Consider the following 22,872-nt stretch of genomic DNA (forward strand, 5'->3'; position numbering starts at 1 on the left):
TATGATACTGGAGAAGATAAAGGGAGAGGTCGGAAAGGCCATCGTGGGAATGGACGAGATAGTCGAGCTGATGACGATAGCCCTGATAGCCAACGGACACGTGCTCCTGGAGGGTGTTCCTGGGATAGCCAAGACAACCCTGAGCAAGAACTTTGCCAACACCCTCGGACTGAAGTTCTCCAGGATACAGATGACCCCAGACCTGCTTCCAGCCGATATACTCGGCCACACCTTCTACGACATGCGCTCCGGGCAGTTCAAGCTGAGGAAGGGGCCGATATTCGCCAACGTGGTCCTGGTGGACGAGATAAACAGGGCCTCACCCAAGACCCAGTCGGCACTGCTGGAGGCGATGGAGGAGAGGCAGGTAACGATAGATGGCCTGCCCCTCAAGCTGCCCGAACCCTTCATAGTCCTGGCCACCCGCAATCCAGTCGAGATGGAGGGCGTCTACGAGCTCCCGACCGCCCAGATAGACCGTTTCATGATGAAGATAGACATGACGTACCTCCCGGAGGAGAGTGAAAAGGCGATGCTCCGGAGAAAGAGCCTCGGCCAGTTCACAGAGGCCCAGCAGGTCGTCCTGGGCAGCGAGATAGCGGGCGCCAAGAGGGAGGCCCTCGCAGTCAGGGTGAGCGATGCCATCATCGACTACATCTACGAGATAGTGAAGGAAACCAGGCTGGACGAGAGGGTTATCCTGGGCGCCTCCCCCAGGGCTGGTGAGCACCTCCTTTATGCCTCGAAGGTCAAGGCCTACCTGGAGGGCAGGAGCTATGTGATCCCAGACGACGTGAAGTGGCTTGCCGTCCCGGTGATAGCCCACAGGATAGTGGTGAAGCCCGAGTACGAGGTCGAGGGCGTAGATGGAAAGGGCATAGTGAGGGACGTCCTTGAGAGGGTAGAGGTGCCGACGGAATGAAGCGCGCCGAGATCCTGCTGTCCCTCGCGGGGATCGTTTCAGCCGCGGCCTACCTCCTGGGGAACCCCGCCGTTGCCCTGGTGGGAGCGGCGGTGATGGCCCACTACTCGATGGCCAGGACCGGCTTCCGCCCCAGCCTGAGGGTCAGTAGAGAGGTGCCGGAGAGGGGAACGGAGAGGGAGCCGGTCAAGACTTCCCTCACCGTGGAGAACCTGGCCCCCCTGGACGGGAGGGTGAGGATACGGGAGACCTCAGGGAAGGTCTTTGCGAGGGAGCTGACGGTCGAAATAGATCCGCTCGAGAAAAAGCGCCTCGAGCAGACTCTCGTACCCCTCTCGAAGGGCCGCGTGAAACTCAGGGCGGAGGCGGTCTTCGAGGACGGGCTGGGGCTCTTCAGGAAAACCTTCCCCGTGGAGGGAAGGGACGAGGTTACCGTCTTCCCGTCACCGCTGGGCATAAGGGAGGCAATGAGGGAGAGGCGCCAGATCAGTGCCCTCTCCGAAACCGAGAAGGCCCTGGGGATAGGTGCCGAGACCCTCGAGTTCGAGGAGCTCAGGGAGTTCCTGCCCGGGGACGACATAACCAGGATAGACTGGAAGGCCACCTCAAGACTCCAGGAGGTCGTGGTCAGGGTGTTCAGGAGGGAAACGCTGGCGGACGTCTACGTGCTGATAAACGTGGACGGGAAGTTCAGGAGGGAGATGCGCACCGGCAAGGTGGACTACCTGGTGCTCATACTGGCTCAGCTCATCGCCTACTTCAGGAGGTTCGGCCACGCTGTGAGGGTGGTGGCCTACGACGACTCCGGTATAGTGAGGTTCGTGGGGCACTCCAGCGACCCCCTAGCGGTTCTGGAGGAGCTCGGGCTGAAGGGGGAGGAGGGACTTCCGCCCCTCCGACCCTCCCGGCTCGCGGGGGAATCAGCACTCGGGAGGATAGTCCGAAAAATCAGGAGCGGTTCGGAGGGCTCAGGAGTGCTCAAGGCTGCGATGAAGCCCGGAACCGGCTCGTACGTCATCATAATAGACGACCTCGGGCTCCACCCGATGGAGATAGTCAAGGCCGCGAGGGTGCTGGCCAGGAGGGGCTCCCAGGCGGTACTTCTCTACCCCAACCCGGTTCTCTTCATCGACCGCTCTTCCATTGACGAGAAGACCCTCGAGGCGGCCTACAAAGCATACCGCGAGAGAAAGATGCTGGCGAGAAAGGTCTCCGGCTGGATCAAGGTCATCGAGGTCGGTCCGAGAGACCTGCTCCCGAGGGTGGTGAAGAGGCTATGATGGGACTGGTGGCTCCCCTTCTGGCTGGCATAGCGCTCAAGAACCCGGTCTTCGTCCTGGCCGCCGTCCCGTACCTCCTGAGGGCGAGGGGACGAAACGCCTCGCTCGTGGCGTTCTACGCCTACGCCCTCGCCCTTGCCCTCACCGTTAAGGGCGGTTCGATATACGAGTGGGCCGGCCTTAAAACGGCCGTCCTGACGTCGGCATCAACGTTCCTGCTCCTCGACGAGGTGCTGGGAGGGGTGAACCTCGGAAGGGACAGGCTCGTAGCAACAGCGCTCCTCGTCGCCTCAGCGGTCAGCGATCTACTCCTCGTTCCCGCGATGGTCGGCGCGGTGATGTACTCGGCATGGTCCCGCTTTGGGAGAACCTCCCTCTACCTCATCGCCTGGCTCGCCGGATCCGCGGGCTTCCTGTACCTGCTGAGGGAAAAGCTCTCCGATCCCGTCGTCCAGTCATTCGTCATAATTGGTCTCGGGATAGCGTTCCTCCTGGCGGCGGAGAGGAACGACGTGGAGTTCATCGAGGTGGGCCTGCGTGAGGAGAAGTGAGGGCTTTCTGATCTTCTCCCTCGCACTCACGGGAGCGCTGTTCGTCATCTACCGCAGTCCCCCGATACTCTACTTCGGCCTCCTCTATGCCATGGTGGTGGCGTTTTCGAGGGAAAGACTGGAAAAGAAACCAATTAACCTGAGCGCCTCAACTATCACGGGAGTGCTCCTAATAGTGGCCTCCCCCGTGTTCCTCCTGGTCAGATTTGGAGAGTACCCAAGCCCCGCCACGTTTCAGGCATTTGTCCTTGTAGGAACCTCGCTGGTGCTATTCAGGCCCAGGAGCACGGTGGGTCCGAATTTGATAGCCGCCGCCGAGGCGCTTCTGGCGATGAGTTCAAGGAGCGACTTTGTTGACGCCCTGGTGGCCAGAACGAGCGACATCTTCGTTGATGCGACCTCCCATCTCGTCAGAGGGCTGATATACCTCTTCGACGTCCCCATAACCATGAACGGCAACGTGGCGGTGATCAGGAACAGCGTTGTCATAATAGGCTCCGGCTGCTCCGGACTGGACGCGTTCGTTCTCTACCTCCTGGCCTCGCTCCTCCTGATTTATCTCCGAAAGTCCAGGGGAAGGGAGGCGGCACTCCTTCTCCTCGGCGCCCTCGGGATAATACCCCTCAACGCGGTGAGGATATTTACCCTGCTCGTCATAGGCTACCACAGCGGGATCTCCTTTCTCGAGCTCTTCCACTCCCACCTGGGAGACCTGATGTTCATAGTCTACGTCTTTGCCTACTGGTGGTGGGTGCTGAAGAAAAAGGGAAAAACCTCAGCCCCTGCGGAAGAGCCACAGGAAGCCGAGGAGAACAACTAAACCCAGCGCGCTCCCGAAGAAGGGAACCGCCGTCACGTCCAGGGGCTGGGAGTAGTCAATCGAGCCGTCCGCCAGCTCACCGTCCGTGTCAAGGGGAGACATCAGATCGACGACCTTCGGCGAGCCAGGATCCACGGTGCCACCCTTGCCGTCCCCGATGAGCACCAAGACGTTGATGCCGATGCTGGAGGCGTCCCCCAGCAGGGCCCTCGGAACGGCCACCTGAACCACGTCGTTCACGGTTGAGACCACGGCGTAATAGTCACCGGAAACTTCCCCGAAAGACGAGTCGTAGAGAAGAACCGCAGGCGAACCGAGGAGCCTGTCGCTGGGAAGGTTCGGCCGGGAGAGATCGAGCACCAGTGCGTAGTCCCAGCCCGGCGAGTAGGAGAGGCCGCCGGAGAGGGGCACCGTGGTGTTGGCGCCGGTTCCGGTGTTGAGGAGAACCTCTATGACGGGAGAGCCGAAGAGACCCACACCCGTCAGGTTTGCCAGTTTTATGGAGATGTAGAGGTACTCCCCATCGGCCCTGACGCGGACGCTCTCCAGGTCGTAGTTGGAAGCCGGGAGGGGGTAGTTCTCGGTGGCATGAACGTCCGCGGAGGCGTCGTGCCAGGCGTACTCTCCGTTGATTATCTCGCCCGTGTTGGGGGCCGGGAGGTCCGACGACCAGCCCACCTCGTCGCCGGTCAGGACGTCCGAAATCCCCGCCGGAGCATCAGGTGCCAGGTAAACGCGATAGCTTCTTCCGCCGTTGTCGTCCCAGTGAGAGCCGTCGGTGAAGGCCAGCTCGATGGAGCCCCAGCCGGGATCGGTCTGGAGGATCGCCTTCCAGAGCCCGTTCTCGTACGTCATCTGGACATCGGAAGCGTCGAGCCAGCCATCATGGCCCCAGTGGAGGGCAATTGAAGAGGCACCTTCAAGGGGGCCGCCGGTGGCGTTGTAGTAAACCGTCACGCTCTCTCCCGCCGAAGGAACCGCCGGAGCGGTCCAGAAGCTTCCGGAGAGGGGCGAGCTGAGGAGCTTCCCGAAGAGCGAAGCGTTCCAGGGGCCGGCGAAGAGGTAGAACCTGGCGTCGGAGTCAAAGCTTATCTCGTCCACAACGGCCAGGGTTCTCCAGTCCTCGCCCCTGTTGAAGGACGCGGGAGCTGGAATCACGTACGCCCCGAGGGTGTCGGTCACGGAGTTGTAGTAGCCGGCGACGGCACCGGAGTAGAGCCAGGTTCTTCCGACGTTGGCCTTTCCGCTGAGGAGCATGTCGGAGATGCCCGGGGAGAAGCCGGTCTTGACGTAGGTTCTCCCGCCGACGTTGCGGTAGGTGATCTCGAGGTAAGGCCAGCCCTCTTCGAGGGTGATGACCTTGTAGAACCCGCTGGGGTGCCTCGCCACGACCACGACCCTGCCGTCGGAGCCGTCCTCCAGTATCTCCAGCTGGTAGTAGTCGTTCTCGTAGGTTCCGCCGTCGTAGGCGTCGCTGAGGGCCCACACGTGGTTTCCATCGTTGTAGTCGCCCTCCGTCCCGCTCCACAGGGCCATCGAGTTCCCGATGACAACGTTCCCAGAGGAGTCGAAGAGCCAGCCAATGCGGCCGCCCACGGGGTCGATGACCGCGTAGAGCCTGTCGTTCTGTATAACGACCTCGTCATCGTTGTCCCCATCGACGTTCTTCCAGTAGGCGGAGAGGGGCTTGCTGGAATCGTTCAGCCACCAAGCGGCGTAGGCGTAAACCAGCGCGTGCCTCGCGTGGGCGGTGATTTCCTTCTCCCACCCGCTGATGGGACCGGTCAGGCCGTCGTGCCAGCCGGTTTCGTAGATGTTCGCCAGCAGGGTCGTCCAGGCCATCTCAACGAGGTTGTTGCTCACCCCAGCGTTCTCGAGGGCCTTGAGCTCCTGGTAGGCGTCCCACCACAGCCCGCCGGCAGATTTGGGACAGTTATAGGGGTAGTAGTTGATGGCCCAATCCTTGTACCAGGCGTTCCTCTCGGCCGAGCCGTCGCCGTTCACGTCTCCAGTTCCGCCGTAGCCAGCCGTACCGCCGATTTCGGTGTAGGTTCCAGCTATTGGCCAGTAATCGCCGCCGTCGCCCCAGAACCTCCCGCCCTGCCAGGAGCTCCAGGACAGGACGTCGTCGAGCTTCACCGCCTGTATCCATGGGTGGGCGGCGACGTAGCGGACGAAGTAGAGGTAGTTCTCCGGGTCCGTCGGCCAGCCGGCGACTCCAGCGGCCTTCTCCCAGTCGTCGGCGTAGACGAGGATCTGCTCCTGGTCCGAGCTCAGGGCAAAGTCAAGGAAATGGCGCTTGATGTTGGTGCGCTCATCGGGATTGTAGATGCTGTCCTTGAGCCAGTCGTCGATGAAGAACACCCTGAGCTGGCCGTTCGGGAGCCGGTAGACCTTGTAGGGGTTGCCGGCGTTGGAGCCGTGGGTGTTCCCGTCGAGTATGACCGCCTCCACGTAGGGCCTCCCGTCGGCCGGATCGATGGCGGCGAAGTACTCCCAGGGGTCGCTCTTCACACCGTTCACGGGGTCGGAATCGCTCAGGCCCGTCTCCCACACCCTCTCGGGCACCCAGGCCACGCGCGGATCGTAGGCAAAGAGGCGCCATATGAGCTCGTTTTCCTTCCCAAGGCTCCTGACGTTCAGATCCGCCGGGAAGAAGGGCATTATGTGCTGCCCATAGGCGGAGGTTAGGATCGATATCCAGCCCTCGGAGATGCCCTTGTTTATCTCCTCCCGGAAGTTGAAGTCACCGCAGTCGGGGTCGTTCCAGAGCAGGCTCTCCAGGAGAACCCCGCTGAGATGGAGGTTCACCGGGACCTTGTAGGCGTCGTGGGTCCTGAGTATCTCGTCGAAACCCGTCCCAACGCCGCCGCAGAACACGTCGGTGTAGCCGATGTGCTGGTTGCCGTGGTGGACGAAGGCCACCTTGGCCGTTCCAACCTTATCGTCGCTGGTGAAGTAGTAGTTGAGATCGTCCGGCATCGAATCGGTTACGTGGTATGGACTGGAGAAGTCCTTGGAACTGACCACCTGGAAGTGAACCTGCCCGCCCGAGGGGAAGTTGGGTATCCTGTCCTTGTACAGCTCGATCTCGATGAAGTCGTAGTCGGCGTTTAAGGAGACCGCCTTGACGACGTCGTTGTGGACGCTCCAGTCCGGGAAGTAGACGTTGTAGTTACTGGAATCGTACACCGCCACCGCCAGGTCCCAGGCCATTCCGCTCCAGATGCCGTTTCCGTTGCTGTCCACGAGGTTGTCCGGGAGCCAGTTCTGTCCACCATCTGCAAAGTCCATCAGAACGTACCAGTTGGTGTTTGCTTCCTCGCCGATTTCAAGCTCGGTGACGTCGATGCGCAGGGTTATCGTGTCGGGGTTCTCGGAGTAGTAGAACGCCACGAGGTCCCTGGCCAGGTCGTCCCCATCGTCGTACCGGTACCAGAGGTCGTCGTGTCCGTCGAGGGCCTTGACGTTGTCGTAGACCCAGTCGAAGGGGCTCCCGTCCGCGGAGGGGTAGGCAACGGCAGGGTTCTGGAGAGCCGGGGAGACGATAGCCAAGAGGACGAGGGCGATTATTAAAGGCCTCTTCACTTTACTCACCCCGGGTGATACATCTCTGAGAAACGTTGGCGAGCGGGGTATAAAAGGTTAGCGCGGCTGATCAGAAAAGAACAAAAGGGAATCAGCCCCTCCTGAAGAGCCAGACGGCACCGAGGGCGAGGAGCAGGGTCAGGGAAGCCATTGCCACCTCGTTGCTGAAGAAGGGGACGTTGGAGGTAGTCACTGCGTTCTCATAATAGTCAAAGTACGCGATCCCATTCGAGAAGTCGTCCGAATCAGCAACCACACCGTTGTGCTTTTCCTGAACATTATCGATGAAAATTGGGGTGTGTGTACTGGAAGGACTAGAGCTGACTACCTCAACGTTATTAATGAATACCCCCGTAGTAGAGATCGTCATCGATTTAGTTGAAAGAGGCACAGAATCCCAAACCTCCCCATCAACGTATAGATATGCGACTATTTGCTGTGAGAACAAGCTGTACTTGAGTAGAATGTCAAAATTGTGCCAAGTGCCCGGCAAGGCGTCCCAGGGCTGTTCTGTAACGGAAGGCGTTTCAAATATGGGACTGTATAACCCATAGCCCAAATACCAACCATCGCTAGAAGACCTAGCATAGATATAGAACTCATATTCAGTGCCAGTATCATCAGTATAATGAATGTCGATGATTCTGATAACAACATAGTCCCCGGTATCGTAAATGTAAGCGTCCCATGACACTTCAAAGCTTGAAGAACTATCAACTACATAGTCACCGACAGTGTGAGAGGCGTATCCCAAACTAACAGAACCGTCACTATTCACAGTATATGAAATTCCTACCCACGGTTCGACGCCCGTGGCACTCACCATTCCCATCATTCCCCCGAGCAGGAGCAGGCCAAGGACGAGGGTAGCCAGCCTTTTCATTCCGATCCCTCCAGGAGCAGATTTGAAAGGTCAATTAACGAGTTGGGATTTCTCCAACACTTGGGTATTGTGCATAAATGATATAAATACCTTTTGGCGTGTTACGTCACTTTCTTGGCGTTCATCATAATCCCCGGACGTAATGACCGTCGAACAAACATTTCAATCTGGAAATATGACAGCCACAGAGAAGCGTGGAAACCGTTTTAAACACCCGGCCCCACTCTACCAGGGTGGTGAAATGGGGGCTCCGCCGAAGGGAGCGGCGAAGTACTGGGACCTGCTCACGATCATCGGACTCTCCGTCATCCTTGACCTCCTCATATTCCACTTCCCAGACAGCCTGGCGAGAAAGGCCCTTGGACTGGCCTTCGTCCTCTTCTTTCCGGGCTACGTCTTCATAACCGCCCTCTTCCCCAACAGGCCCGAGCTTGACAACCTCGAGCGCCTGGCTTTGAGCTTCGGCCTGAGCATAGCGATAGTCCCCCTCATCGGCCTCGGCCTGAACTACACCCCCTGGGGAATAAGGCTCACCCCGATTCTCGTCAGCCTCACGTCCTTCAACGTCATTTTCGCCCTCATCGCTATCTTCCGCAGGGCAAGGGCCTTCGAGCCCTGGGTTCCCTGGATAACCCTGGAGCGGGTGAAGGAAGAGCTCGAGTGGGAGGACTCGAGCCGGCTCGACAAGGCCCTGACCGTTATCCTGATAATCTCCATAATAACCTCAATCGGAACCCTCGGCTACGTCATAACCCACCCCAAGCCGGGTGAAGCGTTCACCGAGTTCTACATTCTGGGGCCGGAGGGGATAGCGGACAACTACCCAACCGAGCTGAGGACCGGGCAGAACGGAACTGTCATAATCGGAATCGTGAACCACGAGCACCGCAACGTGACCTACTACGTCCAGATATGGCTCGTCAACCTCACGTGGGACAACAGGACGAACACGACGGTGATACACGAGATGTACCCGATGCCGGGCTGGTTCAACGTGACCCTCTCGTCGATCCCCGTGAACATCGAGGGCAACTGGACGCCCCAGTTCGAGACCAACTACACCTTCAGCATAGACAAGCCGGGCAGATGGCAGGTGTGGTTCCTCCTCTTCAAGGACGAACAGCCGGAACTTCCCCCCGCGCCCCCCGACGGGAACTACGCGGAAACGGAAGCCAGGAACCTCATACTGGAAGCCATAAACGGGACGATACAGAGTCTCAAGCTTAACGTTGATGTGAAACCGTAGTTCAGAATCCCGGTGAACAGCCAAAATAGAAATTTAGACAAAGAGTTAGAAAAGAAAACAGAGAGAAGTCACTTCATAACTACCGGTATGTCGCCGTCCAAGATTCCGAAGACCCAGCGGTAGTCGATAGTGCCGTCCATGCCGTAGTCGATGTACCAGGTGCCATGCCTGAAGATGGCGACGTCTACGACGCCATCGCCGTTGAAGTCACCAGCCAACGGAACGTCGCCAGCCATGATACCAAACGGACCGAAGGTTATTCTGTTACCCTCGGCGAAGTTGAAGGCGGTGGATTCGTTGTAGTGGTCGAGATCAACGTACCACATTCCGTTCCTGAAGATGGCCGGGTCAGCGTAACCGTCGCCGTCAAAGTCCGCCACCAGCGGCACATCGCCGTCGTACTTTCCGAACTGGGTCTCTGAGCGGAACACCGTCGTGAAGTCGGGCGCGAATTTGATGTACCAAGTACCGTGCCTGAAGATTATGAGGTCGTCCATGCCGTCACCGTTCATGTCGCCAACGAGAGGCACGTCGCCGTCGAGGATACCGAAGCTGACGGTCTTGTCGATTGTATAATCCATGCCGTAGTCGATGTACCAGGTACCGTGCCTGAAGATCGCAACGTCTACGACACCATCTCCGTTGAAGTCACCAGCCAACGGAACATCGCCAGCCATGATACCAAACGGACCGAAGACGTCGTCGAGCTTCAGGTCCCCATTGTAGTCAATGAGCCATGCGCCGCGGCGGAATATCGCAACCTTAAACGTCGAGGGCTTGGGAACCTCTCCGTTGAGCTTAACGTCCGCCGTTGAGGTCTCAAATGGCTTCACGGTCACCGTAGCGTAACCCACGAGATCTCCGTAAATTGCGACAACCCTGTACTCAGTACCGTTGAGGGAAGCCGGGACGTTGCTTATGGCATAGTGTCCGTCCTCGGCGGAGACGGCGGTGAGGACGTTGCCCTCGAAGTCGGTGGCATTGACCCAGTCGGTACCATTCCAGTACTTGACTATGACCGTCGCTCCCGGAATCTGGTTTCCGCTGTCGTCGGTTATGTCACCGGATATCGAGCCGGTGCCTCCGAAGTTGACGGTTATGCCGTCAGTGGCAAGGCCGTCGTATGTCGCCCAAGCGGTGACCGAACCCATCATACTCATAAGCTCCTCCGGGGTCATGCTTCCGGTGGCCTTGGTGTAGACCCTGAACTCGGCAACACCCATAGCGTCGGTGGTGGCGTTCGTCGGCTCGGCGTAGGCGATGTTGGTGTTGTCGATGTGGAAGTAGACCGTCTCGTTGGCTACCGGGCCGTTGAGGGCCGAGACGTTTCCGATCTGGCCGAGTATCTCGCTGATTATCTCACCCTTCTCAGTGTCGTTGAGGAAGTCTATGGCCTGGATCCAGGACTCGAAGGGCATCCACTGGGTATCGAACTGGGCCTCGGCGTTGGTTATGCTGAGCATGGCCTTGAAGGTGAAGTACTCGCCGGCCTGGGTCGGCTTGAGGGTGGTGTTGTCGCAGAGTTTGAGCATGAGCTCGTTGGGCTCAACGGTAATGGTCGTGGAGTTGCTGGCCGGCTCGGCAACAAGCTCCCTGCTGAAGTTCTCGTAGTGGTAAGTGCTCTTGGTTATGCCGCTGAATATGGCGTTGCCTTGGACGGAGGCCGAACCTGGGACGATCTGGATAAGCCCTGGAACGTTAGTAACCTCAAGGCTGTAGATGTCCTTCGTGATGTTCACGAAGTTAACAACGTACTTGGAGACATCGACGGCCACGGACCAGCCCTCATCGACTGGGGTGACAGTAACGGTCTTGTTGAGCTCGTACCAGGTCTCGTTGACGTTCTGGAGCGGAATCTCCCATGTGTAGTTCTTGCCCTCCTCGATGATCGGGTAGTTGATGCTCTCCGGAACGGCTATGACGTACAGGTTGAAGGACTGCTGCGGATACAGCTCGAACATAGCCTCAGAGTAGTCCGCGTTGTAGACCGGGTTGTAGACCGGGAAGTACTTCTTGATGCCTCCGATTTCAAGTCCCCAGTAGAGCCTCACGGGCTCTCCGGGCGGCTCAAGGGAGCCCTCCTTCCTGATGTTCACGTAGACGTAGGTCAGATCGGCCGGGTTTGGCTCGTTCACGAGCAGGGTCTCGGTGTCGTTCACTTTGCCGTACATGTCGGTGACTATTATCTGGAACGTTCCTGCAACAGGGGCAAATATCGGGGCGTTGAGCATCGCTCCCTGGCCGTTGTATATAGGCACTGTCCAGTAGTAGAATCCGCTGGGTATAACGGAGGCGTTACTGAACTCGAGAGTAAGTTCGGCGGTGTCGTCGATGTTGGCTATGTCTCCCATCTCGTCCCTGAGGGTTATGACGAAGTCCACGTTGTACAAGCTGCCCGCGGTTATGTTGGACGGAACGGCAGTTACCTCAATGTGCCAGTCACGAACCTCGAAGGTCCTGGTTATTGTGGCGCTTATGGCAGCATCATGGATAACGACCGTGTATGTTCCCGCATGAGTAAGTACAACGTCCGGTATTGTCACGACACCGCTCTGAACGGCAGTGGCGGTGTAGTTGGTTCCGTCTATCGACACGGTGATGTTGGGCGTTATGGCTATGGAGGTTACATTGACGGTGAGGTCAAATGGGACATTCACATAGGCGATGGCCGGCGACACGGTGGCGTCGAGGGCAAGCTCGATTGGTATGGTTCCACTCGCAGTGTCGATAACTGCTCCCCACGGGAGTCCCCTGATGACGGTGACGGTGTACGTGATGACTCCGCTCTCGTTGAAGGTTAGGTCACCAAGATCAAAGGTACCGTAATTGGTTCCGTTGATGGTCTTCAAGATAACGGTTCCGTCCGGAAGGGTGACGTTTAGCTCCAAGGTGACGTTGTAGCTTTCGGCTATGGTCTGAGGCAGGTTCTCCAGCTCCACCATTATGGCAACGTTCTCGTTGGTGTAACCATTCGGCAGGTAGTAAAGCTCATCGGGAGCTGAAACTATGGTGTCCCATGAGTTTGCATAAGTAGTGTAGTCCGCGGTTCCAACGACGTGGCCATTGTAGGTGGCTTCGAAGGTCCAGTTCTGGTACGGTGTCCACTGGGTGAACATGTGAGTGAAGGTGTCCCCGTCTCCGAGGAGACCAACATCGCCCCAGCTGGCGCTGACGTTCACTTGGACGTTCGGACCGTTCACACCGACAACACCCACGAGGTTTCCGAAGAACTTCATGTAAAGGTCAGGCCCACCTGTCAGGTAGTCGGAGACGGTGATGTCAAAGGTAACGTTCCACTCCTGCGCAGTGACGATGTAGGTGGAGTTTCCAACCTCGTAGCCATTGTAGGTTGCGACGACGTTGTAGGTAAGGGTTCCTATGGGTTCAACTATGGCGATCGGAATGACGTCACCATCGCTGTATGAACCCACGGGAACTCCGTTGATGGTGACATCAACGGGAACGTTCGGGCCGTTAACGTGAACGGTAACGTAGAGAGTGTTGTCCACATACTCCCAAACCGTGCCATCAGTAGCGAAGTCAAAGGTAACGTTCCATGGCTGAGCCACAGTGGTGTAAGTGTCGCTTCCAACTTGGTGACCGTTGTAGGTCGCGATGACGTTATATGTCAGAGTTCCCTGTGGATCGGTTATCGGGTACGCAATGACCTGACCGTCAGCGACATTGGTGTAGAGGTCACCGTTGATGGTGACGTTGACCGGAACGTTCGGCCCATTGACGTGAACGGTAACGTAGAGAGTGTTGTCCACGTACTCCCAAACCGTGCCATCAGTAGCGAAGTCAAAGGTAACGTTCCACGGGGTGACCGGCACCACGGCACCTCCGGTTATGCTGGAGTTATAGGCATCGACCACACTGACGGCTATGTCGCTGGTGCCATTGACGGGTATGGCGTAGTTCGGAATCTGGACATAACCATTGTCCACTGGAAGCTGTAGGTGATATGTGGTTCCGTCGGCGTCGGTTATGGTTATGTTCACGATGTGGTCATTGGTATCCTTGTAAGCGGCTATTCCATCACTGTACATATACTGAATGTCGATCTTCAGGCTGTTGCTTAGATATGCATACACAGGCTCGTTGGCAGGAACTACCGCAACGTCAATCCACCTGTTTCCAGCCGTTATGGCCGCGTTGATCTTTATTGGCATCTTCACGGTCTTGCCGCTGAGGACGTCAGTAACAATGACCCACCCGATTCCCGGCATCTGCGGGGTGACGTTCTCGAAGGTTATTATGCCCTGGTAGCCGCCCTGGCCGTTGAACCAGTCATCGTTCTGTTCAAGAGCAAGATCCTTTGTTAAATTGTAACCATCGGGAAGCTCAAGGGTAACAGTGACGTCTCTAGTCCCTGGGCCTCCACCCCACGTACCGCCAAAGTATAGTGACTCAACTACGAAGACATTGAGGTTAGTGCTTTCGTCCTCGGTAAGCTCCTCGGGCGAAACATCAACAAAGATTCCCCAGTCCTTGACGGGTATGGTGAAGCTGTAGCTCTTGCCGAGGCTGTCGTGATAAGTTACGGTGACGAAGCCAGGCTCGGTAAAGAGGAATGTGTACGGGACGTTGAATGTTGTCGAGTTGGCGTCGGAGACAACGGCCGAGTAGTTGAGCACAGTACCGTCCGGAAGCTCAAGAGTTATGTCCACCGTCGAGTTGAGGGGGCAAGGCTCATTGTAAAGGATGCCTAACGTGAGGTTGGCCGGAATTCCAACGTAGAAGGCCGTATCGTAGATGTTGTAGGTATCAGGATACTGGATGACCTGGTAAGCCCCGGCAATGTCCCAGTTCACAACACTGCGGGTCTCCGTGCTGGGTTCGGGATGGTAGACACTATCCCAGACCTCAACGGTAACAGTTCCGTTCTCCGGGAAGCTGACCGGAACGACGGTCCAGCCGGAGTTGTTGATAACGTTTATTGTGCCGTTGTACATCTCAACACCGTTCAGGAGGACCCTGTAGTTGGCGGTCGTGGTGAGGTTGTAGTAGGGGCTGAGCGGATAGGTCACGCTTATGTTAAGGGTCTGGTTGATCCCAGCGTAGAACTCGGTGCAGGCAAGCCCATTGGTGCAGGTTATGCTCGTGCCTATCTGAATGTCCCACAGGTTGATGGGTATTGGATTACCGGCATAAGGTATCGTCTGGTAGTTCGGCCAGTATGTAGCAGAGGCATTGAATGGAGCAGGGCCCACCTTAAGCTGGTTGAGTACCCACGTGGCGTTAAAGTATGTACCTGCTGAGACAAAGTTCGTAAAGGTATCACTACCCTGTCCACCACCAACCACAATTCCAGGAGTTAAGTCAATATCGTCCCAGACACTGTGGCCAGTACTGTCAACAAGAGTCACGTTGTATGCATCGACAATCGTGGCACCGTCTATAGTGAAATTAACCAGAGAGCCACTTATGTTAGCAAAGACCTGGGCTGTCACCGTGACGTTGAAGGGTAGCCACTGGAAGAGGCTGCTCGGCTGGGTTGTAACGTCGGTTATCTCCATAACAAGCGGGTATATCTCAAACTCCGGCGCACCGGCGCTGTTGTCTAGGTTGTTCTGGTTGTCGATGACAACTATCTTCTCAGGGACGGCAGAGTTAATCGGAGTGTTGGTTGTGAGGTTCTTGGCGGTGTAGTTGTACTGACCCGTGGTGGCATTGTAACTCACAAGGGTGAGATAAACTGGGTTGGCTGTGTAGTACTTATACCAGGTCACGGGGCTCTGATTGACTAACATCACTGTAAGGTTGCTTGGATCGGGGAACGAGGCTATTCCAGAGCCTAACAGACAGGAGTAGTATTGTATGGTAACATCTACGTCAAATGGCATTCCAATGAATGCCTTGTCGTCAGCCCAAGCAGTTCCGTTCCAGTAGTATGCCTGGAAGTTGGCGGAAGGGGAACTCTGTATGGAGTAGTCCACGTGGAACGGGAACTCCACAGTAAAGTAGTGTTCAGTGCTAATGCCGTATACAGGATCATAGAGTGTCACTTTGAGTTCAGTAACCCCTTGGGGTATTCTCGTGGTGTCGTTGGTACCGAATATTGCCTCAAACTGACTGGCATTTATAAATCCTGGGCTTAACTGAGAATTTATCAAAATAGCAGCGGTTCCGTTGGTAACTGAAAACCCTGGGGCAGGGGTCTCATAAACTTTGTACCATTGACCTTCATAGTAATACTCGATTGTGGCGTAAACATTACTGTCCACTATGGAGTTACCTCCAGTGGAGTTAGTATACTGGATATCCATCTGGATCCAGTATGGATATCCCTGAAACAGTAATGGAGTGCCACTGCAGTTGTAGCTGGTGTAATTGGCTATTATCTCGATAGCAGTGGGGTAACTGATAGTTTGTGCACTCACTGTCTTTATTGTCCCTGGCGTAAACCCAGGTACTATAGACGCCAACACCAAAAGTGCCAGCACCAGGGCGTAAAACCGCCCCGTCCTGCGGCTATTCATATCGCTTCACCTACCTTGGTTTTGCCTGTAAGGAGGCCGGCCTCGTAGGCCATTAAAGTATTAATGTAATTAGTAATATAAATCTTTCGTTAGTAAAATTTTAACTTGATAAACTTAATCATTGTATTCATGAATACACATTACACCAAATCTATTACCAAACAAAAGTCAAAAAGTCCTCTACGTTCATAAAATACCATTCAGTTTTAAAATACTCTCGAAGGTCGTATATAAAAATCTGACCTGTAGGCCTATAGAATGAACAACAGGACACAATAGAAGCGAGGTATTAAAAAAAGACACAAAAAGTAGATTACAATATTACCAGTAGTACACTAACGAATCCAGTATAGGAGCACTAAATTAAAAAAGCACCGTCCCAACATCAGATCGGTGCCCACGATGATCGGCCTCATCTTCGACATGGACGGCGTCCTTTACAGGGGAAACGAGCCGGTTGAAGGTTCCCGCGAGCTGATAAACTTTCTGAAGGAGAAAGGGGTCCCCTTCATCTTCCTGACCAACAATTCTACCAAGGACCCCTCCATGTACCGCGAGAAACTCCTTTCCATAGGCATCGACGTCCCCGAGGAAGTGATAGTCACCTCCGGCCTGGCGACGAGGCTCTACATGGAGAGGCACTTCAAGCCAGGAAAAATATTTGTGATCGGCGGGGAAGGACTGCATAGGGAAATGGAACGCCTCAGCTGGGGAATCGTGGGCATCGAAGAGGCCAGAAAAGGTGCCTGGAGGGAAGTTGAATACGTTGTCGTCGGCCTCGACCCGGGTTTAACCTACGAGAAGCTCAAGTATGGGACGCTGGCGATACGGAACGGGGCGCGCTTTATAGGCACGAACCCGGACACGACCTACCCCGCTGAGGAGGGCCTCTATCCCGGGGCGGGCTCAATAATAGCGGCGCTGAAGGCATCTACAGATGCTGATCCCCTCATAATAGGAAAGCCCAACGAACCTGTTTACGAGGTCGTCAGGGAGAAGCTCGGCAACGTTGATGAGGTATGGATGATAGGAGACAGGCTCGACACCGACGTCCTCTTCGCCAAACGCTTTGGAATGAAGGCGGCGATGGTGCTAACCGGGGTCAGCACGCTGGAGGACGTGGAGAGAATGGGAATCAAACCGGACCTGGTCCTGCCCAGCGTTGCTGAACTGAAGGAATACCTCAAAACCCTGCTGGAGGAAAAAGAATGAGGCTCGACGAGCTTCTCGAAAGGCTTATCTGGCAGGAGAACGAGCTGTACAACCTCCACAAGCTCGGGGAAACCTTCGCGACCTTCGAGAGGCCCGAGATGACGGAAACCTTCAGGCTGATGGCAGAGGAAGAGCTGAGACACCGCAGAACGCTCGAAGGAATGCTCTCAAAGGGAAGCCTGAAGGAAACCGCGGTCATAGACTACTTAGATTCGCTGTCCCTCGAGCCGATGCTGAGCGACGAGAGGGCAAAACCTGAAAGCCTTGAGGAGCTGATTCTCGAAGCATTAATAAGGGAGAAGCACGCCTACGAACTCTACACGAGACTGGCAGAGATTCTGGACGGTTCTCTAAGCCACATATTCAAGATGATGGCGGGAGAAGAGCTGAAGCACGGCTACCGACTCAAGCTGCTCTACGAGTCGCTTTGAAATATGGACAAATTATCCGACACCTCCCTTTTCTACCGCTTCACACCGAAGGCAAAGTCGCCGGGATAAATTCGTCACCGTGGCAACTTGAGTCGGGGCAAGGTATATTTACCCCACGCATCATAGTGGCACGCTGATGCTTCTACTAACAGGGGCAACAATGAACAACTGTACGACAGGGGTGTTTATATGCTGGTTGAAAAAGTGATGAAAAGGGACGGCAGAATTGTCCCGTTTGATAAGGAGCGTATAAAGTGGGCCATACAAAGGGCAATGCTTGAAGTCGGCGTCCGCGACGAGAAGCTCCTCAACAGGGTCGTCAGGCGCGTTGTTAGGCGGGTGAACGAGCTATACGACGGCCAGGTTCCCCATATAGAGAACATTCAGGATATAGTCGAGCTTGAACTTATGAGGGCAGGCCTCTTTGACGTTGCCAAGGCTTACATACTCTACCGCAAGAAAAAGGCAGAGATAAGGGAGGAGAAGAAGAAAATCCTCAACAAGGACAGGCTGGACGAGATAGACAAGCGCTTCTCCATCAACGCCCTCCGCGTTCTGGCTTCTCGCTACCTTATAAAGAACGAGAAGGGGGAGATAATTGAGAGCCCCAGGGAGCTTTTCGAGCGCGTCGCCCTTCTCTCAGTCATTCCAGACCTGCTCTACGACGAGAGGGTCTTTGACAAAAACGGAGGACATAAGCAGGATCTAAGCAGAGTGGAGCACTACATAGGGAAACTTGAGGAGTACGACGGAAAGCTCTCCATTGGAAGGTTCAAGCTCAACAAATACCACTTCGAGAGGCTCCTGAACCTCTACCGCGAGCTGGCGGAAAAGGGTCAGATGAAGGTCTCAATTGACGATGTAATAAAAATGCTCGAGAACGGCGCCTTCGACCGCTATGAGGACGAGGTGGAGGAGTACTTCAGGTTAATGACAAGCCAAACCTTTATGCCGAACACCCCCGCGCTCATCAACTCGGGCAGACCGCTCGGCATGCTCTCAGCGTGCTTCGTTGTCCCAATAGAGGACGACATGGAGAGCATCATGAAGGCGGCGCACGATGTGGCCATGATACAGAAAAGCGGGGGCGGGACGGGTTTAAATTTCTCAAAACTCCGTCCTGAGGGCGATTTCGTTGGCTCCACCGCGGGAGCGGCAAGCGGCCCCGTCAGCTTCATGCACCTCATCGACGCCGTCAGCGACGTCATCAAGCAGGGCGGCGTGAGGCGCGGAGCCAACATGGGCATCCTTGAGGTCTGGCACCCGGACATAGAAAAGTTCATCCACGCCAAGGAGAAGAACGTCGGAACCAACGTGCTGAGCAACTTCAACATAAGCGTCGGCATCTGGGAGGACTTCTGGGAGGCGCTCCGCGAAGGAAGACGCTACCCGCTCGTCAACCCGAGGACGGGCGAAAAGGTCAAGGAGATAGACCCCAAGAGCCTGTTTGAGGAGTTAGCTTTCATGGCCTGGGCCAAGGCCGATCCGGGAGTCATATTCTTCGACGTCATCAACAGGAGGAACGTTCTTGAACCAGCGAAGGGCGAAAAAATCCGCGCTACTAATCCATGCGGGGAAGAGCCCCTCTACGAGTACGAATCCTGCAATCTGGCGAGCATAAACCTTGCAAAGTTCGTAAAGTACGACGAGAACGGGGAGCCCTACTTCGACTGGGACGAGTACGCCTATGTCATTCAGAAGGTCGCCAAGTACCTCGACAACGCCATCGACGTCAACAAGTTCCCGCTCCCCGAGATAGACAGGAACACCAAACTGACCCGGAGAATAGGCGTCGGAATGATGGGCCTTGCTGATGCACTCTTCAAGCTCGGCATAGCGTACAACAGCAAAGAGGGCTACGACTTCATGAGGAAGGCCACCGAGTACCTCACCTTCTACGCCTACAAATACTCGGTCGAAGCCGCCAAAAAGCGCGGACCCTTCCCGCTCTACGAGAAGAGCAGATACAGGGACGGTGAGCTGCCCGTTGAGGGTTTCTACCACCGCGAGATATGGAATCTGCCATGGGACGAACTTGTTGAGGAAATCAAGAAGTACGGCGTCAGAAACGGAATGGTGACCACCTGCCCGCCAACCGGTTCGGTCAGCATGATAGCCGACACCTCCAGCGGAATCGAGCCTATCTTTGCCCTCGTCTACAAGAAGAGCGTCACCGTCGGTGAGTTCTACTACGTTGATCCGGTCTTCGAGTCCGAGCTGAAGAAGCGCGGCCTCTACAGCGACGAGATACTCAGGAAGATAAGCGACAACTACGGCTCGGTGCAGGGCCTCGAGGAGATACCCGAGGATATGCAGCGCGTTTTCGTCACGTCAATGGACATCCACTGGCTCGACCACATATTGGCCCAAGCGAACATACAGCTCTGGCTGACGGATTCGGCCAGCAAGACCATAAACATGCCAAACGACGCAACGGTGGAGGACGTTAAGGCCGCTTACCTTCTCGCCTACAAGCTCGGGTGCAAGGGTATAACAGTTTACCGCGACGGCTCGCTCAGCGTCCAGGTCTACAGCGTCGAGGGCGAAAAGAGGAAGAGGGTTCCGGCGAAGCCGAGCAGCTATGCCGTTGAAAAGCTGAAGGCCGTTGTCGAGGCGGAGCCCTGGCTGGCGAAGTTCATCAACGTTGAGGCGATACTCAACGGCACCAACGGGAAGGAGAAGAAGCCCGAGCTGAGCTTCTCCATAAACAGGCCCGCTCCAGTGAAGCCAGTCCACGGGCATCACCACGCCGAGAAGCCCGATGTTCCGGAGGAGAAAATCAGGGAGCTCCTCGGCGTTGCATACTGTCCGGTCTGCTACGAGAGCGACGGAGAACTCGTCGAGCTGAAGATGGAGAGCGGCTGCGCCACCTGCCCGCGCTGCGGCTGGAGCAAGTGCGTCATCAGCTGACCCCCCACATTTCTTGATTTTAACATTTTCCTGCCAACGGAGGCTTTTTAAGTCCGCAGATTTAACTTCTACCCATCACCCAAAACCTTAAGTCGTGGCCTTCAAAAACCCCCGATATTCGGAGGTGTTGATATGGACAAGGTTTACCTCACCTGGTGGCAGGTGGACAGGGCGGTGTTCGCGCTCGCCGACGAGCTTAGAAAGCACTTCATGCCGGATGTGATAGTCGGGGTGGCGAGGGGAGGGCTAATTCCGGCCGTGAGGCTGAGCCACATCCTCGGCGACCTTGAGGTCAAGGTCATCGACGTCAAGTTCTACAAGGACATTGAGGAGAGAATGGAGAAGCCGGTCATAACGATTCCACTCCACGGCTCGCTTGAGGGCAAGAAGGTCGTCATCGTTGATGACGTCAGCGACACCGGGAAGACCCTCGAAATCGTCATCGAAGAGGTGAAGAAGGCCGGAGCGGAGGAGGTAAAGGTCGCCTGCCTCAGCATGAAGCCCTGGACGAAGGTCGTGCCCGACTTCTACGTTTTCAGGACAGACAAGTGGATAGTCTTCCCCTGGGAGGAGTTCCCCGTCGTTGTGAGGGAGTAACCTCTTTAACCCCCTCCCCCAACTTTTCTCGGTGGTAGCGGTGAGGGCGTTCATCGCTATAGACGTCAGCGACGAGGTTAGGGACAACCTGCTAAAGGCTCAGGAGAGAATAGGAAACAAGTCGGCAAAGATAAAGTTCGTTGAAAGGGAGAACTTCCACGTTACCCTCAAGTTCCTCGGCGAGATTGACGAAATAACAGCAGAGGAGGTCAAGAGAGCTTTGGGAGAGATAGCGAAAAAGCACAAGAAGCACCGCGTTCGCGTTAAAGGGATAGGCGTCTTCCCGAACCCGAACTACGTGAGGGTGATATGGGCCGGAATAGAGAACGACGAGGGCATAAAGGCCATAGCGAGCGACGTCGAAAGGGAGATGAGGAGGCTCGGCTTCAAGAAGGAAAAGGACTTCGTGGCCCACATAACCATCGGGCGCGTCAAATTCGTCAGGGACAAGCTCGAACTGGCGATGGCGTTAAAAGACCTCGCCAACGAGGACTTCGGCGAGTTCGAGGTTAATGCCATAGAGCTGAAGAAGAGCACGCTCACGCCGAAGGGCCCGATCTACGAGACAGTTGCAAGGTTTGAGCTGGCGGAGTGAAGCTGGAAGAGGAAGAGTGGAACCGGGATTATGGCAAGGTTTTTCCCCTCAAGGAACTCCAGTCTGTCCTTTGAGAGGAGTATCTTCTCCTTTATCCCGACCCTTGGAAAGTCCGAGGGCCTAACCCTACTCTTCCACTTCACCTCAACTCCAAAGCCGGGGGTTATGAAATCAACCTCCCTGGAACCGCTGAGGAAGTAAGTGGGATAGAGGCGCTTCAGGTGTTCACCCACAACCCCCTCAATTATCCTGTCGGTCTCAGGCCCCTTTCCAAAGAGTCTTTTGAAGGTATGGATTAAAAGGGGATCAGTAAAGTAGAATTTGCGCTCTTTTCTAAACATGGGGACAAAGTCGTGGAGTTTGACTTGGAAGTAGTTTCGCCCTATGAAGAGCCCCTCAAAGAGTTCAAGGTAGTCCCTCACCGTGACGTGGGAGCCTATCTCAAGCTCTTTAGCGAGGGAGTTGAGGGTTATCCTGTCACCATAGCGGCGCAGGAGGCCCAGTACCACCGAGAGGGCTATTCTCTCGCTCCTTCCCAGTTTGGCAACGTCGAGGATCGTGGCGTTGTAGATCATTTCATAGGTTTCCGGGGTTATTCCCCCCTCCAGCAGTTCGTAGATGGACCTCGGATAGCCCCCGGAGGAGAGATAAAAGTCGAGTGCCCCGCTTAGAACTTCAAGATGGGGGTAGAGCTCAAGGGCGTTTTCATAGAACTCCCGGCCCGTCTTTGGAAGCTCGTGGGGGAGTTTGAGGTACCTCAGTCTTGGTTCAAAGATCAGAGAAACAGTCTTGAAGTCCAGCGGAAGGAACTCCTCAACTTTTATGTCCCTTCCGGGAAAGCTCTCCCTTTTGAGGCCAGCAGAAGTGGAGCCCGTGACCTGGAGAACCATCCTCGATGCAAGGGGGGAATCGAGAAGGAACTTAACCGACCTCTCCCAGCCCTCGACGAAGGTGACCTCATCGAGGAAAACGTAAACCGTCCCCTTCGTGCTCCGGAGAAAGGACCTGACAACCGAGACCATCTCGCGGTAGTCCCTCAGGAGGTCGCACGAGAAGTAGAGGATGTTCCTCGAACTCACCCCCGATTCTATGAGGTTCGCTATGGAGAGCTTCATGTAGGTAGTCTTACCGACCTGTCTCGGGCCTATCAGAACCTTGTTGACCGACTCAAAACGGTAGCCTATCCTCGGTTTCCGGGAAAGGGCTTTTTTAACCCTCTCGTCTTCGTATATCGCATCGGGATCGGCCCACCAGGGGTTCTGTAGAACGACCAGGTCTTCCATTTCACATCATTGACAGCTTGATAACAAAAGATATATAACGATTTTGATAGCTAAGTATCAACAGGTGCAGAG

At 55.7% G+C, this 22,872-nt stretch carries 14 protein-coding genes; 10 read left to right on the forward strand and 4 right to left on the reverse strand.

The window, feature by feature from the left end; translation table 11 throughout:
• Window position 1 precedes the first annotated feature (1 nt).
• From E3E27_RS06985 to E3E27_RS07000, 4 genes are read left to right on the forward strand one after another with little or no spacing between them, the layout of a single operon-like run.
• Complete coding sequence (locus E3E27_RS06985) at window positions 2–922, forward strand: MoxR family ATPase (RefSeq protein ID WP_167773972.1); 921 nt, start codon at window positions 2–4, stop codon at window positions 920–922.
• Window positions 919–2,202, forward strand: coding sequence for a DUF58 domain-containing protein (locus E3E27_RS06990; protein WP_167773973.1), 1,284 nt, complete (start codon window positions 919–921; stop codon window positions 2,200–2,202). Before E3E27_RS06985 ends, E3E27_RS06990 begins: the two co-directional genes overlap by 4 nt.
• The gene (locus E3E27_RS06995; protein ID WP_167773974.1) at window positions 2,199–2,753 is read left to right on the forward strand and encodes a hypothetical protein; all 555 of its coding nucleotides are present in this window, start codon (window positions 2,199–2,201) and stop codon (window positions 2,751–2,753) included. Before E3E27_RS06990 ends, E3E27_RS06995 begins: the two co-directional genes overlap by 4 nt.
• Entirely contained in the window at window positions 2,740–3,573 is an 834-nt protein-coding gene (locus E3E27_RS07000) for an exosortase/archaeosortase family protein (protein ID WP_167773975.1), read from the forward strand. Before E3E27_RS06995 ends, E3E27_RS07000 begins: the two co-directional genes overlap by 14 nt.
• Here E3E27_RS07000 and E3E27_RS07005 read toward each other — a convergent pair.
• Both E3E27_RS07005 and E3E27_RS07010 read right to left on the reverse strand, forming a co-directional pair.
• Entirely contained in the window at window positions 3,529–7,161 is a 3,633-nt protein-coding gene (locus E3E27_RS07005; RefSeq protein ID WP_167773976.1) for a carbohydrate-binding protein, read from the reverse strand. The two genes, E3E27_RS07000 and E3E27_RS07005, sit on opposite strands and share 45 nt — an antisense overlap.
• Before the next feature lie 91 nt (window positions 7,162–7,252).
• Window positions 7,253–8,044: a hypothetical protein gene (locus E3E27_RS07010; RefSeq protein WP_167773977.1), complete on the reverse strand. Its 792-nt coding sequence runs from the start codon at window positions 8,042–8,044 to the stop codon at window positions 7,253–7,255.
• Between the two features lie 241 nt (window positions 8,045–8,285).
• Between E3E27_RS07010 and E3E27_RS07015 the strand changes: the two genes are divergently transcribed.
• Window positions 8,286–9,290, forward strand: coding sequence for a DUF1616 domain-containing protein (locus tag E3E27_RS07015; RefSeq protein WP_167773978.1), 1,005 nt, complete (start codon window positions 8,286–8,288; stop codon window positions 9,288–9,290).
• Between the two features lie 68 nt (window positions 9,291–9,358).
• On the opposite strand, the gene E3E27_RS07020 is transcribed toward E3E27_RS07015, so the two are convergent.
• Window positions 9,359–15,298, reverse strand: a complete 5,940-nt coding sequence (locus E3E27_RS07020) for a carboxypeptidase regulatory-like domain-containing protein (protein ID WP_167773979.1) — start codon at window positions 15,296–15,298, stop codon at window positions 9,359–9,361.
• 876 nt (window positions 15,299–16,174) lie between these two features.
• On the opposite strand from E3E27_RS07020, the gene E3E27_RS07025 reads away from it, so the two are divergent.
• The 5 genes from E3E27_RS07025 to thpR all read left to right on the forward strand — a co-directional run bounded on the left by E3E27_RS07025 (window position 16,175) and on the right by thpR (window position 21,517).
• A complete protein-coding gene (locus tag E3E27_RS07025) occupies window positions 16,175–16,984 on the forward strand; it encodes an HAD-IIA family hydrolase (RefSeq protein ID WP_167774086.1) in 810 nt (269 codons plus the stop codon).
• On the forward strand, window positions 16,981–17,415 hold the full coding sequence (locus E3E27_RS07030) for a ferritin family protein (RefSeq protein ID WP_014788701.1): 435 nt from the start codon (window positions 16,981–16,983) through the stop codon (window positions 17,413–17,415). Before E3E27_RS07025 ends, E3E27_RS07030 begins: the two co-directional genes overlap by 4 nt.
• Window positions 17,416–17,604: 189 nt before the next feature.
• A complete protein-coding gene (locus tag E3E27_RS07035; protein WP_167773980.1) occupies window positions 17,605–20,325 on the forward strand; it encodes an adenosylcobalamin-dependent ribonucleoside-diphosphate reductase in 2,721 nt (906 codons plus the stop codon).
• Window positions 20,326–20,457: 132 nt separating this feature from the next.
• Window positions 20,458–20,922 (forward strand): phosphoribosyltransferase, encoded by a 465-nt coding sequence (locus E3E27_RS07040; protein WP_167773981.1) that lies wholly within the window; start codon window positions 20,458–20,460, stop codon window positions 20,920–20,922.
• 40 nt (window positions 20,923–20,962) lie between these two features.
• Window positions 20,963–21,517, forward strand: coding sequence for an RNA 2',3'-cyclic phosphodiesterase (gene thpR / locus E3E27_RS07045; RefSeq protein ID WP_167774087.1), 555 nt, complete (start codon window positions 20,963–20,965; stop codon window positions 21,515–21,517).
• On the opposite strand, the gene E3E27_RS07050 is transcribed toward thpR, so the two are convergent.
• A complete protein-coding gene (locus tag E3E27_RS07050) occupies window positions 21,481–22,800 on the reverse strand; it encodes an ATP-binding protein (protein WP_167773982.1) in 1,320 nt (439 codons plus the stop codon). The two genes, thpR and E3E27_RS07050, sit on opposite strands and share 37 nt — an antisense overlap.
• Window positions 22,801–22,872 lie beyond the last annotated feature (72 nt).

It is taken from the genome of Thermococcus sp. MV11 (genome assembly GCF_012027285.1).
GTDB classification, from domain to species: Archaea; Methanobacteriota_B; Thermococci; order Thermococcales; family Thermococcaceae; genus Thermococcus; species Thermococcus cleftensis.